Source organism: Paraburkholderia caledonica NBRC 102488 (assembly GCF_000685095.1).
GTDB lineage: Bacteria > Pseudomonadota > Gammaproteobacteria > Burkholderiales > Burkholderiaceae > Paraburkholderia > Paraburkholderia caledonica.
Genome location: NZ_BAYE01000002.1, coordinates 237,045 through 251,350, shown reverse-complemented (window position 1 = coordinate 251,350; position 14,306 = coordinate 237,045). Strand labels below are relative to the sequence as shown.

The window sequence follows — 14,306 nt, the reverse complement described above, 5'->3', positions numbered from 1 at the left end:
GGCACCGCGTCAGAACAACTGCTTCTGCCCGGACGTCAGCCGCGTAAAGTCGTCGCGCAGCAGCGGCAAGATTGCGTCTGCAACGGGTTGCAATTGACGCGTCAAATAGTGCTCGTAGTCGATGGCCGAGCGTAGCGTTTCGAGCGGCTCGGGTCCGGCGATCGTCATGACGTAGCTGATCCAGCCGCCGTTCTGATATTGCAGCGGACGTCCTTGCCGGCGGTTGAATTCGTCGGCGACACGCGCTGCCCGCACGTGAGGCGGCACGTTGCGCTCATAGTCGCCAAGCGGCCTGCGCAAGCGCTTGCGATAGACGAGCTGATCGTCGAGCTTGCCTGCGAGCGTATCGCGCACATAGTCGCGCACGTAGTCCTGATAAGGCTGCTGTGTGAAGATGCGCCGATAAAGCTCCTGCTGAAACTGTTGCGCGAGCGGCGTCCAGTCCGTGCGCACCGTTTCGAGCCCTTTGTAGACGATCTCTTCGCTGCCGTCCGGCAAAACAGTGAGCCCCGCATAGCGCTTCTTGCTGCCTTCTTCGGCGCCCCGAATGGTCGGCATGAAGAACCGCCGGTAGTGCCGCTCGAACTGCAGTTCGAGTGCGCTCTCCAGCCCGAAACGCCGTTGCAGATCTTGCCGCCACCATGCGTTGATATGGTCGACAAGCGTTCGTCCAATGCGGCTCGCTTCTTCTTCGCCGTGCGCGTGCTTGAGCCAGACAAAGGTCGAATCGGTATCGCCGTAGATGACTTCATAACCTTCTGCCTGAATCAGCTCGCGCGTGCGGTGCATGATTTCGTGGCCGCGCATCGTGATCGACGACGCAAGCCGCGGGTCGAAAAAGCGGCAACCGGTCGAGCCGAGCACGCCGTAAAACGCATTCATGATGATCTTCAGTGCTTGCGAGAGCGGCTTGTTCTGCTCGCGCTTCGCTATTTCGCGGCCTTGCCACACCTGGCTCACAATCGACGGCAGGCAATGGCGCGTGCGAGAGAAGCGGGCGCCGAGAAAGCCCGGCACCGATTGATCGTCGGCGGGATTCAGCATGCCTTCTACCAGTCCGACCGGGTCGATCAGAAACGTGCGAATGATGGACGGGTACAGGCTCTTGTAATCGAGCACCAGCACCGAATCGTAAAGGCCGGGGCGCGAGTCCATGACGAACCCGCCGGGACTCGCGGCGCCCGCCACGTCGCCGAGATTAGGTGCGACGTAGCCTTGCCGATGCATTCGCGGCATATACAAATGCGTGAACGCCGCGACCGAACCGCCGCTGCGATCGGCAGGCAGGCCGGTTACGGTGGCGCGTTCCAGCAGAAACGGCAGCAGTTCGGTTTTGGCGAAAATGCGCGTGACGAGCTCGCAATCCTTAAGGTTGTACCGGGCGAGTGCCGGCTTGTCCTCGTCGAAGCGGCGCTGGATCTCATCCATGCGCTGATAAGGATTGTCGATAGCTTTGCCTTCGCCCAGCACGGCGCGCGAAACGTGTTCGAGACTAAACGACGGGAAGCTCCACGTCGCGGAGCGTAACGCCTCGATGCCGTCGATGATCAGTCGCCCCGCGGCTCCTGCGAAATAATGATTCTGCTTGAGGCCGTGTTCGCGCCATTCCATCGCCGCGCCGCCACGTCCAAGCCGAAGCGGCACGCGGTATTGTTCGGCATGCTGCTGGAGTACACGCAAATCGAACTGCACGAGATTCCACCCGATGATCGCATCGGGATCATGCCGCACCATCCACGTATTCAACTTTTCGAGCAACTGTGCGCGCGTTTCGCAGTATTCGAGGTCGAAGTCGAGCCCACTCGCGTCGCCGTTCGGCGGCCCGAGCATATACACCTGACGCTGCCCGCAACCTTCGAGTGCGATCGAATAGAGTTCGGCGTGAACGCTCGTTTCAATGTCGAGCGACACGAGTTTCAATGAAGGACGATAGTCCGCTGCCGGTTTCAACTCGCCATTCACGAGCGCGCCGTCGCGCGCATGGTCACCGCTGAACATGACGGGCGCGTTGATGAAACGCTCCATCATGTAGCGTTCGGGCGGAAAAATGTCGGCTTCGTAGACGTCGACGCCGCCTTGCTTCAGGCGCTTTTCAAAGCCGGTCAACTGACGATATTGCGGACAATACAGTCCCATCACGGGCCGATGATGAAAGTCGCACAGTTCCAGTGAACGCAGATCGAGCGGCGCTTCGCGACGCAGAATGGTTTCGGCGCGCTCGCGCTGTTCAGCAGGAATGAATGCAACCGATGTCTGATGGCGCAGACGGATGTGACGAGGCCCGCCGTCCGTTGCCAGCCAGAAATCGACTTCGGTGCCGGCGGGTGTATCCCGCCAGTGCCGCGTCAAGATGAAACCCTGTTCAAGCTCAGTCAAACTCACCACCTCGGAAACAGCGTGTTATCCCCCGATGCGATTTTAACGCCCTGTCTATGCGGCGCGCTCCGCCCTTGTGGCACCGAGCATGCAGTCGCGCGTCGCAGCCGGTATCATGCTTTTGCAGCGTTTCATTCGGCGCGGTCATGCGCCGGTCAAATCTTCTAAAAAACGGAGTGAACAGAATGACTTTGGGCAAACTTCTGGTGGCTGTCGCGGTAGCTGCAACGAGCTTTGGCGCGCAGGCGCAAGTCGCCGGCACGCAACCCCTGAGTGTCACGGTCGAGCAGTCCAATGCGCTGCTGAACGGCTGGAGCGTGAAGAAGAGCATTCTTGGCAAGGCTGTGTACAACGACCAGAACGAGAAGATCGGCTCGATCCGCGATCTGGTGGTTGCACCGGACGGCTCGCTTTCAGCTGCGATCGTCGCTGCGGGCGGCTTCCTCGGCGTTGCGTCGCATGACGTAGCGGTGCCTATTGCAGCACTCGACATCCGCTCGGGAAATTTCTATCTGGCCGGCGCGACGAAGGCAGCCTTGAAGGCAACGCCGGAGTTCCAGTACAACAAGGTCCAGGCGCCGGCGAAGCCGAAGAAGCTGTCGACGCAATGATGCAGGTGGCGGCGGATTCGTGGGCTTTTCCGAGAAGCCCGGCATGAGGCGCGCGATTTGCGGCCCGATTTCGTAGCCCGATTCGTGATCCGGTTCGTCGCCCCACCACAGATCTGATTTGCAGGCCGGACACAACCGGCCTGCACCCAACTCACGCTTCCAGTGCGAGCGTAGCGAAGGTGCCCAGCCAATGCTCGCCCATGTAGTCTCCCGCCACGTGAGGCAGTGCGCTTTGCAAATGCCGCTCTGCCGAATCGAACAGCACTGCTCGCCGTATATCTCCCGCCGGTAGCGCGCGGGCCAGCGAGCGTTGACACCATGCGCGGCTCAGATTGAGGCCGTCGAGGTGAGCAATCTTGCCGTCGGTGCGATCAGTGACGGTAACCGGTTCAAACAGCGTCGCGGGTTTTTTCGCGCCCAGCTCGGGCAGAAAGCGGCCGAACCAGTCGACGAACTGAGCGGGCGGCAAAACGCGCCGCATCAACTCCGCTTCCATCAGCGAAGGGGATAGAAACTCGTCGCCCGCAGGCTCCCATGCCTGGCACCCCACGTCGTGTAAAAACCAGCGCTCCGCGGTACTGACGATCAGCGCTTCGAGCTGGCTATGTGACGTTTGCCGCGCGAAATCCAGCGTGAGTGCAAGCGCGAACGCCATGTTGAAGTGCGTGCCGACGCGTAACGGATAGGTGGCCTTGGGCAGGAACGTCTGGAAGCGTTCGACAAAAACCTCGGTAAGCGGCGCGAACGTTTTCGACCACCTCGCAGCATCGGACAGCTTCAACGAATGCAACTGCGCGCTGAGCGCGAGCAGCCATGCCCAGCCATAGGGACGCTCGAAGCCCAGGTTGTGCGGCAAGTCCAGATAAGCGCGCTCGCCGGCCACGTTTGCCGCGGTGAAGTGCTCGTCGACCACCGCGACGATACGTGCTGCTTCCGGCAGGTCCGGAAAGCGCTCTATTAGATGAAGAACCAGCCAGTAGCCGTGCACACACGAATGCCAGTCATAGCTGCCATAAAAGATCGGATGCAATGCACGGGGGCTTTGGACGTCCTCCGGACCGGCGAGCGAATGCGTGAGTTTGTTCGGATATTCGCGCGTGAGGTGGGCGAGCGCAAGGTTGGCGAATTTCGAAGCGAGTTCGCGAGTGAGCAGGGCAGTCATTAGCAGTTCCTCGAAGGCGGAATACGAACAGGCTATTAGTATCGTATTGGCGGCCGACAATAGCAAAGCGGCAAGCGTCGCGCGCCACCCAGATGCGCTCCGGGGAATTCCGTCACCGCGGCCGGAATGGCGCGATGTTGGCGTTTGCGGCCACGAACAGAAGGCAATTGCCGTTAAAGCGGCGCTTAAATTTTCGAACGCTGACCGGGAGGGGCGAGAGCCGAAAAGATCGGCCGAGCGGTGTTCCTTTCGAGTTCTTTGCGCCGCTCTCTTACTCCGTATGCGCGTGCTATGGTCGCTTTCCAGAACATGCAATGCGTTGACCACACGAAGATGGAGCAGTTCTTTATGCGGCGTACTAGTGCCGTGAATTTCCTGCTGGCGCGCCGGCGCATGTGCCTCGACAAGATTGCGGCCGCAACCAGCGACGACGTGCAACGCCAAGGCGAAGTGGAACTTCTCGAGCGCCTGGTACTCGACGTTCGCGCGGGCCGGCTCAGCACATTCGAATTGACCCACGCAAAAGCCGTTGCCGTGGTGATTACGGATTAGCGATCTAAAGTACTGCAAGCGCTATGGCGAGGACGTCTCTCTTTTCTTACCTGCTGCGCACCGCACTGTAGAGGGGCAATGCCCGCTCTTCGAGCATTGCAATTGCCTGAACAGCGAGTTGCGACAACGTATGTTTGCTGCTCGTCGCAATAGCAAGGCGGCTGAATAAAGTCGGCTCGGTAATGCGTGTGACGCTAAAGCGCCGTTTGAGCGCGTCGCTCACGGTTGCGTTGAGCGGCAGCACTGCATAGCCGATGCCTTCGCTGACCAGATCGAGAATCGACGACACTGCATCCACCTCCAGCTCAATGTTGAGCCTTACCCCTTGCTCCGCAGCGACTGATTCGAGCATGCGCCGGATCGCGTGCATGCGCCCGGGAATCACCAGCGGATAACGCGGAATATCGCGCAACGCGATTGCGTCCACCGGCTCGCGGGCGGATTCGGCTTGCGCTTCGCTGTTGTCAGCACCGATCAGAAAGAGCTCTTCGGTGAATACGGTGCGTTTGTCGATCAGCGGTGTATCGAACGTGTCGTAGAGAACTGCGACATCGACACGACCCATCATCAGCCATTCGATCAGATAGGTCGACAGACCTTCTGCAACGGAAATCGTCGCGCCGGGAAACGACATACGAAAGCTGCGCACCAGTTCGTTGGTCGCGACTTTCGCGAAGCTCGGCGTAATCCCAATGCAAAAATGCCCGCCGGCGGTACCACGCAATTCGTCCAGATCTTGTGACGCGCGTTGGACCTGCGAGAGGATCCCTTTCGAATGAGCGAGCATTCGCTGACCGGCGGGCGTGAGCGCGACGCCGCGGCCATTTCGCTCGAGCAGCGTATGGCGCAATTCCACTTCGAGTTGCCGCACGAGCCTGCTCAGCGCAGGCTGGTTGGTGTCGAGCGTAATCGCGGCGCGCGTAAAGCTGCCGAGTTCGGCCACATGCACAAACGCTTCCAACTGCTTGAGGTCCATGGCGGGAGGTATGTGAAATTCACATATCAGCTAGTTTGGTATAGCGATTGTATCGAGCGACACTCCCCGCGACAATCGGCTTACTTCAGCTTACCTGGCAGCTTACCTGCCAGCTCATTTGCCAAGTTACCTGCCAGCTTACATAGAGAGCCGCGCCGCGCGGCCACCCAGATAGAGACGACGCTTCCATGAAATCCTGTTTGCCGCCCGATCCCCATCCTGTCCGGCCCGCACAGCAATTGCCCGCCAACGCCTGCGACGCGCATTGCCATGTGTTCGGTCCCGCCGAAGTTTTCCCGTATGCGCCCGATCGCAGCTACACGCCGCCCGACGCGCCTTTCGATCAATTGGTCGCGTTGCATGATTTTCTCGGCCTGAGTCGCGGCGTGATCGTGCAGGCGAGCTGTCACGGCACCGACAACACCGCGATGCTCGATGCGATAGCGCGTGGCAACGGCCGTTATCGCGGTGTCGCGATAGTCGACGGCGATGTGACCGACGCACAACTCGCCGACCTCGACGCACGAGGCGTGCGGGGCGTGCGCTTCAACTTCGTTGCGCACCTTGGCGGCGCGCCGGATCTCGACGTGTTCGACCGGGTACTGCAGCGGATCGAGCGGCTGGGCTGGCATGTCGTGCTGCATCTGGATGCGCAGGATATCCTGCAGTACGCCGAGCGGATCGAGCGTATCAAGGTGCCGTTCGTGATCGACCACATGGGCCGCGTGCGCGCTGAAGCAGGCCTCGATCAACAGCCGTTCCGGCAACTGCTCGAACTGATGCGCAATCCGCTCGCATGGGTCAAGGTCTGCGGTTCGGAACGTGTGTCTGCAGGCCGCCGGCCTTTCGACGATGCGATTCCGTTCGCCCAGACGTTGATCGAAGCCGCGCCCGACCGTGTGCTGTGGGGCACGGACTGGCCTCATCCGAACATCAGCAGGGACATGCCGAACGACGGCGAACTGGTCGACCTGCTATTACGCTTCTGCCCGGACGAGGCATTGCGTGAAAAACTGCTGGTGACGAATCCCGCGCGGCTTTACGGCTTCGACGTGTAGTTGCAGCTGCAATCATGTTCTGAACTGCCGCGTGAGACGGCAGCCATGCGGAGAGCGACACTTATCGACTTTCCGCTCATCAATTCGATGGAGACGAAGATGACTAGAACTTATTCCCCGGTTTGCCGATCCGGAGCGGCTTCATGAGCGAGAGTGCAGTCATGACCTCGTCCGCGCCGGGCGCGAAGAAGCCGTTTTACAGAACGCTCTATTTCCACGTGTTCGCCGCGATCGTTATCGGCGTGCTCCTTGGGCATTTCGCGCCGTCGCTCGCCGTGAAGATGAAGCCGCTCGGCGATGCATTCATCAAGCTCATCAAGATGGTCATTGGCCCGATCATCTTCTGTACTGTGGTGACCGGCATTGCCGGAATGGGCGACATGAAGAAGGTGGGGCGAGTCGGCGGCAAGGCGCTGCTGTACTTCGAGATCGTGTCGACGCTCTCGCTCGTGATAGGGCTTGTGGCAGGGCACATCTTTCACCCGGGCAGTGGCTTTAATCTGGATCCGGCCACTATCGACACGAAAGCTCTGACCGGTTACACGACTGCTGCACATCAGCAGAATACAGTCGAGTTTCTGATGCACATCATTCCCGACACCGTTACAGGCGCCTTCGCGTCGGGCAACGTGCTGCAGATTCTGCTGATCTCAGTGCTGTTCGGCGCGGCGCTTGCAGCGACCGGAGAGCGCGGGCGTCCGCTGATTGCAATGATCGACTACTTTGCCCATACGTTTTTCGGCATCGTTCACATCATCATGAAGGTGGCGGCAATCGGCGCGTTCGGCTCCATTGCGTTCACGATCGGCACCTACGGAATCGGCGCGGTTGTGCCGCTGCTGAAGCTGATCGGCGCGTTCTATGCGACGCTCGCCGTATTTGTGATCGTGGTGCTCGGTGCAATTTCGCGGCTGCTCGGTTTCAGCATTTTTCGTTTCATGAGCTATATCCGCGAAGAGATTCTGATCGTGCTCGGCACGAGTTCTTCTGAGGCCGCGCTCCCGCAAATGCTCGAAAAACTCGAGCGCCTTGGCTGCTCGAAGTCGGTCGTCGGACTCGTTATCCCGGCGGGTTATTCGTTCAACCTCGACGGCACGAACATCTACCTAACGATGGCGGTGCTTTTCATTGCCCAGGCGTTCAACATCGAACTCAGCCTGACGCAACAGTTGACGCTCGTGGGCGTGGCCATGCTGACGTCGAAAGGGGCAAGCGGTGTCGCCGGTGCCGCGTTCGTGATGCTCACTTCCACGCTGCTGGTTTTCCCGCTTATCCCGGTGTCCGGCATGGTGCTGATTCTCGGCATTCACCGTTTCATGGGTACAGGTCTCGCGATTGCGAACACGATCGGTAACGGCGTTGCCACGCTCGTCGTGTCCGCGTGGGAGCACGAACTCGACCGTTCGAAGCTGAATGCAGGCATGTCGCGCCGACGGGCAGATTGACCGCCTGCTTTGACCACCTAGCCGCTACAAAACAATAGAGATCGTTCTGGCTGCGTGCGCCTACGCGCACGCAACAGGGGCAGCTTGCGCTCAAAAAATACAAACTGGTCTGGAGACACAATCCATGTGCAGAAAAACAAACGGCATGCGCCACGGGGCACGCGTTAACGCAACATGCATTGCATCGGCCGTGCTCGCGTTAGTGAGCGGCACAGCGAACGCCGATTCTTCGCAAGCCGCAGCGGGCGCTGCGTCGTTATCGACTTCGTCGGTTCAGATGTACGGCTTGATCGGCATGTATATCGACAGCGCGAAAGTCAGTACGGCACGCGCAAGCACGGTGCAAATGGGCGGCGGCGGAATGACCACATCGTTCTGGGGCATCCGCGGCCGCGAAGATATAGGCGGCGGTAACGCGGTGATCTTCAGCCTCGAAAGTTTTTTCCGGCCGAACACCGGGCAGATGGGACGCAATACGACCGACGGGCTCTTTTCGCGCAACGCCTACGTTGGACTCACCGGCGCATACGGTACGTTCAAGTTCGGCGAGCAAACCAACCCGACGTACATCAACCAGCAATTGGTCAATCCGTTCGGCTCGTCCGTGGTCTTCTCGCCATTGATCGTGCAGTCGTATACGGCGAGCTACAACAATACCGTGATCGGCGACACCGTCTGGCAAAACGCAATTGAGTACGTGTCGCCGAATTACGGCGGATTGACGGGCACGGCGATTTATAGCGTGAGCAGCACGACGGGGCACCAAGGGCGGGACAACGTCGGCCTGCATTTGACGTATGCGAATGGACCGCTGACGGCGGTGTTCTCTGCGCAACGCGTGCGGACGGCGGCGGTCGCGCCGTCAACGGGACAGTATCTTTACCTCGCCGGCGCCGCGTACGACGCGAAGTTCATGAAGGTCTACGGCGCCGCGCAAATGACCAGCAACAACAACGTTGAAACTGGCTCGCATACTTATGAACTGGGTGTTTCCGTTCCGCTTACGCCCTCCAACGTGATTCTCGCCGAGTGGGCGCGCACCGAACACAGCGCGCCGAGAGACCGCAGCGATGTGCGTAATACGGGAAGTCTCGCCTACGAATATATTCTTTCTAAACGCACCTACGTGTACACGGTGTATTCGTACGACAAGCTCACGGCCAATCCTTCCGGCAGCACGTATGGCGTGGGCATCCAGCATACCTTCTGAAGGGGCTGCGGAAGTCCGTTGAATGGACCTCCGCACGCCGCCTCAGGAGTTCGCCCGGCCCGTGCGGTTGCACGAGAACAGGCGTGCGAATGAACGCGCGAGAAAGCCCTGCGATGGCTGCGGCGCCTTAACCGGCTCAACGACATTGCGCCACCAGCGCTCGCCCCGATGCGGCGCGGCGAGATCTAGCCGCTGGCCCATGCGCGGCGTCGAAAGTGCGATGCCACGCGCGGCGGCGAGCCCGAGCACTCGTTCGAATGGCTCGTACCATCTGTGCATCGCCAGATCGAACGTGCCGTTATGAATCGGCACAAGCAACTGGCCGCGCAAGTCGATATGCGCCTGAACGGTGTCTTCGGGCTGCATGTGGACGTAAGGCCATTGCGCGTCGTACGCGCCCGTTTCGACAAGCGTCACGTTGAATGGGCCCAGGCGCTCGCCGATGGTTCTGAAGCCGTCGAAGTAGCCGGTGTCGCCGCTGAAAAACACGCGCAGATCTTCGTGGACGATGACCCACGACGCCCACAGCGTGCTGTTGCCGTCGAACAGGCTGCGTCCCGAGAAATGCTGGGCCGGCGTCGCCGTGAATGCGATGCCGTCAATTTCAACGCTTTGCCACCAGTCGAGCTGGCGCACCTTGCTCGCGTCAATGCCCCAGTCGATCAGCCGGTCGCCCACGCCGAGCGGCGTGACAAACACCTTCGTCGTAGCGGCCAGCGCGCGCACCGTTTCCCGATCCAGGTGATCGTAGTGATCGTGCGAAAGAATCACGCCGGCAAGCGGCGGCAAATCGGCAAGTGCGATGGGCGGCGCATGAAAACGCTTCGGGCCGAGACGCTGGAACGGCGATGCACGTTCCGCGAATACCGGATCCGTCAGCCAGAATCGGCCACGCAGCTTCAGCAGCACCGTTGAATGACCGAGCCGGTACAGGCTGCGGTCGGGCGCTGTATCCAGTTGCTCCCGCGTCAACGAGTCGACAGGCAGTGTGCCGGCCGGAACGGTTCCTTGCGGCTTGTTGAGCAGCATATTCCACGCAATGCGCCAGGTTTTGCCGAATCCATCGACGGGACGCGCCTTGACGTTGCGAAAACGCTCACCGTCGTGCTGCGGCGACAACCCGGAAAGCTCGCGCCCGCGCTTTGCAGCGGTGAAACCGAGTACACGGACGATCGAATCGATGAGCGCTGTCATGTGTGATGTCCTGGCTTGGAAAGTAGACTGGGTAGTGTAATTTATAATCTCGAAAAGTAAACCGCTCGGTGTAAAATTTCCGGATGGACCCGAGCCTCACTCATCAACGCCTGACCGACCGCAAGCGCGTCGCCGTGGTTTCCGCGGCTATCGAAGAATTTCTCGCGGCCGGCTTCGACGCGACCAGCATGGACCGCATCGCCGCGCGCGCAAACGTCTCGAAGCGGACCGTCTACAACCATTTCCCCAGCAAGGAAGCGCTCTTCGCGGAGATATTGCGGCAGTTGTGGGACGCGAGCCATTCGGGTGAGGCGTTCGCGTATCGGGCGGCCGTGCCATTGCGCGAGCAGTTGATCGAACTGTTGATGCGCAAGCTCAGGCTGATGAACGACGAGGCGTTCGTGGCGCTGGCGCGCGTGGCTATTGCCGCCGGCATTCATTCCCCGGAACGCGCGCGCGATATGGTGGCGCGCCTCGGCGAGCGCGAGGAAGACCTGACTGTGTGGATCCGCGCGGCAGCCGCCGACAAACGTCTGCAGATTTCAGATCCCGTGTTTGCCGCGCATCAGCTGCAGGGTCTCGTGAAAGCATTCGCTTTCTGGCCGCAGGTGACAATGGGGCAGCCGCCGCTTGACGGTGCCGAACAGCAGGCAATTGCGGATTCAACGGCCGATATGTTCCTCGCGCGCTATGCGTGAATGCCGATCCGGTTGAGGAATGCGTTTCGGGCGTCCTGAAACGACGTCTTCAACTTCTCAGAACGGGCGCAAGTCATGCATGTATGACTAGTATGCGTGGCCGTCTCTCTCTTTCCTGAACTGCGAAGTCCTAAGCAATGTGACGGCCTGTGCGAGCATGCGCAGGCGATCGTGCAGTGAAACCGATGGTTGCGGCGACGCGCATGCCACTTGAACGCTGCCCGTTTTTTACATGTGATTGCAAGTTGTACCGGGGCAGCAAACGGTCGCGTTTTATCACTGTGTTGCGTACGCATGCGGATCGTGGTCAGGTTCTTTTGCGTTCGCGCTTGCAGTGACCGACGCCCGCACGTTTTGTCGAAGTGGTTGCGCTTTCTTACCGACGATAAAACGTGCGAGGCGCCCGACCCGTGAGGAGATGATGATGGAACCAGTGCTCAGGAAGGTAATGACCGCCGTGTTGATCGCGGCGCTGGCAGGCGGCACCGTGGGGTGCAAGCGCTCGGGCTCGAACGATACGGCCGGGACCGCGGGCACAGGCGGGCCGGCCGCCATGAGCAGCGGCACGGCGGCACCCATGGGCGGTGCATCGGCCGCGAGCCAGTAAGCCCGCACCGCAAGCATTCGCTTTGCGATATCGCGGCATTTCCGCGCGACCCTTTGCAATGGGGCCGGCGTGTGGCCGGTCGCGCATGCATCGCATCGCTCCGATGCCCACGCCGTGATGCGTCCGGCAAAACGGGCGCGCGCTATGCATCTCCGGCAGGATCATAAGGCAAGACGCGTTCGTGCTCGTCCGGCTGATTGCGCGCGACTATCGCTCTTGCTGCGAGTGTGTCGTCCAGATTGAACGGCTGATGCGGCATGCCCGGAGGAATAAAAAGAAAATCGCCGGCTTCGGTAATGACCGACTCGCGCAAACCGGGACCATAGCGTGTCTCGACTCGTCCTTCGAGCATGTAAATCGCCGTTTCATAGTCGGCGTGACAATGCGGTTCCGCATGGCCGCCGGGCGGCACGACGACCATGTACATCGACAAACCCGCTGCCCCAGCCGTGCCTCGCGAAATGCCGACAAAATACGGCAGGCGCTGGCTTGTCGTGATCGCCTCGTCCGGGCGAACCCTGACGACGGTTTGCTGTGCGTCGTGCAAAACGTTTGACATGGCGGCTCCTTTGCAACAGCGGGAAGGTTCGTCGTGGTTCGCGTTGTGAAGTGAAGTCTAGGCGATAGATACGCCGCTTTCGAACCTGAAGCGGAGCGCTAATCAGGTTCGCGATGCGCGTTTCTGCCTGCTGCGCGGCATGGCTTTCGCGCTCAGCATGTCCTTGTCTCGCGCCAACGCCGCGCGCAGACGCGGCACCGCGAAATCAATGAAACTGCGCGTTTTCAGCGGCAATTTTCCTTGTCCCGCATGCATGATGCTCACGGGTATGGGCTCGGGTTCGAAGCTGCGCAGCACCAGTTTCAGCTTGCCTTCGTCGACGGCTCGCGCCGCCTGATACGACAGCACGTTGGTCACACCGACACCGGCAATGGCGGCGTCGATGGCCGCCTCCGCCGTATTCACCGTTAGCCGCGCGTGAATCGGAACGGCTTCGTGCGGGCCGCTGCTCGTGGCGAAGTTCCAGACATCGCCCGAAGGCAGCGAATCGAAATTCACGCACGAAAAGCGCATCAGATCGGCGGGTGTTTCAGGCTCGCCCGCCTGCGCGAGGTAGTGCGGACTCGCGCAAGCCACGCGGATCACCGTGCCGACCTGCGTCGCGACCATGCTGCTGTCGGGAAGTTTGCCGATGCGCAGCGCAACGTCGATATGGTCGTCCAGCAGATGCAGGTTGCGGTCGGCGAGCACGAGCCGCACTGTTATCTCCGCAAACGTCGCGAGAAAATCACTGACGATGGGCAGCATATGCAGCCGCCCGAATACGATGGGCGCCGTCACGACGAGTTCGCCGCGCGGCGTGCTGTACTCGCCAGCTGCGGCGCTTTCCGCTTCGCTGACCTGCTCGAGAATCTGCTTGCATGCGGCGAGGTAGGCAACGCCCGCTTCGGTCAGCGTGAGCTTGCGCGTGGAGCGTACAAGGAGACGCGCGTTCAGATGCGCCTCCAGCTCAGCGACTTTGCGGCTGACGGTGGGCAGCGGCATACGCAGCTTGCGGCTCGCCGCGGAGAAACTGCCGGTCTCAGCCGCGGCCACCAGAATCGACATTGCTTCAAGACGGTCCATGAATCCGCGCGCTCATCGAATATGAATCGATGGAAAATACCGGATTGCAGCTACTTCTGGAAGAGCATGGACGCGGTTATGCGAAACGGGTTCGCGCTGCGCCCATGCTAATGTGCGCGAGCGCTACAATCGTCATGACATAAAGCACTATAACGGAGACATAGCATGGCAAATCTTCAGCCAATCAGCCGCTACCCGGTGCCCGATCCGAGCGAATGGCCCGACGACATCAGCGCACGCATTCTCGAAGTACAGCAAAAAGCCGGGTTCGTGCCCAATGTATTTCTGACGCTTGCGCATCGGCCCGATGAGTTTCGTGCGTTCTTTGCGTATCACGATGCATTGATGCTGAAAGAGGGCGGGCTCACCAAAGGCGAACGCGAGATGATCGTGGTCGCCACCAGCGCGGTGAACGATTGCCTCTATTGTGTGGTTGCACACGGCGCGATTCTGCGCATTTACGAAAAGGCGCCGCTGCTCGCGGATCAGGTTGCCGTGAACCACCGCAAGGCGGACATTACCGCGCGGCAGAAAGCCATGCTCGACTTTGCGTTGAAGGTGTGCCGCGAATCGGGTAGCGTCGACGATGACGACTTCCAGACGTTGCGAGAACATGGGTTCGCCGGCGAAGACATCTGGGACATTGCCGCGATTACCGCGTTTTTTGGCTTGTCGAACCGCATGGCTAATGTGATTTCAATGCGCCCCAACGACGAGTTCTATCTGATGGGGCGCGTGCCGAAAGCGGCTTCAGATTCACCGCAGAAATAAACCGCTAACTGCTTATGCAGTG

At 60.2% G+C, this 14,306-nt stretch carries 14 protein-coding genes; 8 read left to right on the top strand and 6 right to left on the bottom strand.

Annotation, left to right across the window (positions count from 1 at the left end; genetic code table 11):
* Positions 1 to 9: 9 nt before the first annotated feature.
* The gene (locus tag BCA01S_RS05010) at positions 10 to 2,376 is read right to left on the bottom strand and encodes a DNA polymerase II (protein ID WP_027775980.1); all 2,367 of its coding nucleotides are present in this window, start codon (positions 2,374 to 2,376) and stop codon (positions 10 to 12) included.
* A 185-nt stretch (positions 2,377 to 2,561) separates the two neighbouring features.
* On the opposite strand from BCA01S_RS05010, the gene BCA01S_RS05005 reads away from it, so the two are divergent.
* The gene (locus BCA01S_RS05005; protein ID WP_020066394.1) at positions 2,562 to 2,987 is read left to right on the top strand and encodes a PRC-barrel domain-containing protein; all 426 of its coding nucleotides are present in this window, start codon (positions 2,562 to 2,564) and stop codon (positions 2,985 to 2,987) included.
* 151 nt (positions 2,988 to 3,138) lie between these two features.
* Here BCA01S_RS05005 and BCA01S_RS05000 read toward each other — a convergent pair whose 3' ends face one another.
* Complete coding sequence (locus BCA01S_RS05000) at positions 3,139 to 4,149, bottom strand: DUF2891 domain-containing protein (protein WP_027775979.1); 1,011 nt, start codon at positions 4,147 to 4,149, stop codon at positions 3,139 to 3,141.
* Positions 4,150 to 4,497: 348 nt separating this feature from the next.
* Here BCA01S_RS05000 and BCA01S_RS04995 point away from each other — a divergent pair, with 348 nt between their 5' ends.
* On the top strand, positions 4,498 to 4,701 hold the full coding sequence (locus BCA01S_RS04995; RefSeq protein ID WP_027775978.1) for a hypothetical protein: 204 nt from the start codon (positions 4,498 to 4,500) through the stop codon (positions 4,699 to 4,701).
* Between the two features lie 46 nt (positions 4,702 to 4,747).
* On the opposite strand, the gene BCA01S_RS04990 is transcribed toward BCA01S_RS04995, so the two are convergent.
* The gene (locus BCA01S_RS04990; RefSeq protein ID WP_027775977.1) at positions 4,748 to 5,677 is read right to left on the bottom strand and encodes a LysR substrate-binding domain-containing protein; all 930 of its coding nucleotides are present in this window, start codon (positions 5,675 to 5,677) and stop codon (positions 4,748 to 4,750) included.
* Positions 5,678 to 5,865: 188 nt separating this feature from the next.
* Between BCA01S_RS04990 and BCA01S_RS04985 the strand changes: the two genes are divergently transcribed.
* The 3 genes from BCA01S_RS04985 to BCA01S_RS04975 all read left to right on the top strand — a co-directional run bounded on the left by BCA01S_RS04985 (position 5,866) and on the right by BCA01S_RS04975 (position 9,390).
* On the top strand, positions 5,866 to 6,735 hold the full coding sequence (locus tag BCA01S_RS04985; RefSeq protein WP_027775976.1) for an amidohydrolase family protein: 870 nt from the start codon (positions 5,866 to 5,868) through the stop codon (positions 6,733 to 6,735).
* Between the two features lie 143 nt (positions 6,736 to 6,878).
* Entirely contained in the window at positions 6,879 to 8,180 is a 1,302-nt protein-coding gene (locus BCA01S_RS04980; RefSeq protein WP_042317979.1) for a dicarboxylate/amino acid:cation symporter, read from the top strand.
* A 124-nt stretch (positions 8,181 to 8,304) separates the two neighbouring features.
* Complete coding sequence (locus tag BCA01S_RS04975; RefSeq protein ID WP_027775974.1) at positions 8,305 to 9,390, top strand: porin; 1,086 nt, start codon at positions 8,305 to 8,307, stop codon at positions 9,388 to 9,390.
* A 42-nt stretch (positions 9,391 to 9,432) separates the two neighbouring features.
* Here the strand turns inward: BCA01S_RS04975 and BCA01S_RS34465 are convergent, their stop codons facing one another.
* Positions 9,433 to 10,584, bottom strand: coding sequence for an MBL fold metallo-hydrolase (locus BCA01S_RS34465; RefSeq protein ID WP_042317976.1), 1,152 nt, complete (start codon positions 10,582 to 10,584; stop codon positions 9,433 to 9,435).
* An 83-nt stretch (positions 10,585 to 10,667) separates the two neighbouring features.
* Between BCA01S_RS34465 and BCA01S_RS04950 the strand changes: the two genes are divergently transcribed.
* Positions 10,668 to 11,282 carry a TetR/AcrR family transcriptional regulator gene (locus tag BCA01S_RS04950; protein ID WP_027775971.1) on the top strand — a complete coding sequence of 205 codons (615 nt, stop codon included), beginning with the start codon at positions 10,668 to 10,670 and terminating at the stop codon, positions 11,280 to 11,282.
* A gap of 424 nt (positions 11,283 to 11,706) precedes the next feature.
* Positions 11,707 to 11,889, top strand: coding sequence for a hypothetical protein (locus tag BCA01S_RS36880; RefSeq protein WP_033379476.1), 183 nt, complete (start codon positions 11,707 to 11,709; stop codon positions 11,887 to 11,889).
* 142 nt (positions 11,890 to 12,031) lie between these two features.
* Here the strand turns inward: BCA01S_RS36880 and BCA01S_RS04940 are convergent, their stop codons facing one another.
* Both BCA01S_RS04940 and BCA01S_RS04935 read right to left on the bottom strand, forming a co-directional pair.
* A complete protein-coding gene (locus tag BCA01S_RS04940) occupies positions 12,032 to 12,448 on the bottom strand; it encodes a cupin domain-containing protein (RefSeq protein WP_027775969.1) in 417 nt (138 codons plus the stop codon).
* 102 nt (positions 12,449 to 12,550) lie between these two features.
* Positions 12,551 to 13,513 (bottom strand): LysR family transcriptional regulator, encoded by a 963-nt coding sequence (locus BCA01S_RS04935; RefSeq protein ID WP_027775968.1) that lies wholly within the window; start codon positions 13,511 to 13,513, stop codon positions 12,551 to 12,553.
* A 165-nt stretch (positions 13,514 to 13,678) separates the two neighbouring features.
* Here BCA01S_RS04935 and BCA01S_RS04930 point away from each other — a divergent pair, with 165 nt between their 5' ends.
* On the top strand, positions 13,679 to 14,284 hold the full coding sequence (locus tag BCA01S_RS04930) for a peroxidase-related enzyme (protein WP_027775967.1): 606 nt from the start codon (positions 13,679 to 13,681) through the stop codon (positions 14,282 to 14,284).
* The last annotated feature ends 22 nt before the right edge of the window (positions 14,285 to 14,306 follow it).